Origin of the sequence: Flagellimonas lutimaris (genome assembly GCF_003581615.1) — a bacterium.
In the GTDB taxonomy this organism is placed as follows: Bacteria; Bacteroidota; Bacteroidia; order Flavobacteriales; family Flavobacteriaceae; genus Flagellimonas; species Flagellimonas lutimaris.
The window spans coordinates 1-639 of record NZ_QXFH01000030.1; the positions used below are offsets into that span (position 1 = coordinate 1).

A 639-nucleotide genomic window follows, 5' to 3' on the forward strand; every position below is an offset into this window, starting at 1 on the left:
ATCCACTCTTCTTGCATCCACACATCACTAAATTAGGGCATGAGCTTATGATCCAGGGGCAAACTTGGTGGCGTAAACCCAGGCATTGTTAGCAACAGGGTTGTCAAGGTGATCCAAGAGGTTCTCGAGGGGGCCTTTTCCGGTGACGATCGCCTGAACGAAGAACCCGAACATAGAAAACATGGCCAATCTTCCATTCTTGATCTCCTTCACCTTGAGCTCAGCAAAGGTGACTGGGTCATCGGCCAGGCCAAGAGGGTCAAAGTACTGCCCGCCCGGGTAGAGGTCATTGCCCTCTCCGACTCCATCGAGGCCGTTGATTCTGAATCCTTCAACAAGTCCCATGAGCACAACTTGGAATCCAAGAACTGCTAGAATGCTCTGAGCATGGACCAAGTTCGGGTTGCCCAAGTAGTCGAGCCCCCCTTCGGAGAAGATCTGTGAACCAGCCTTGAACCACACTGGCTCCTTGAACTCCACACTCAACCATTTTCCAAGAACTTCTGGTGTGATGCATCCTAGAGCTCCAAGCATGGCCCATCTCCCGTGAATAACCTCAAGAGCCCTGTTCTTGGCGAAGGCCTCGGGATCAGCGGACAAACCAGCAGTGTCCCAGCCGTAGTCGCCGGGGAATTCTCC

At 53.1% G+C, this 639-nt stretch carries 1 protein-coding gene; it reads right to left on the reverse strand.

Annotated features, from left to right (window positions below; translation table 11 throughout):
• Positions 1-45 precede the first annotated feature (45 nt).
• A partial coding sequence (locus tag D2V08_RS18175) for a chlorophyll a/b-binding protein (RefSeq protein WP_147374030.1) occupies positions 46-639 on the reverse strand: 594 nt, incomplete at its 5' end.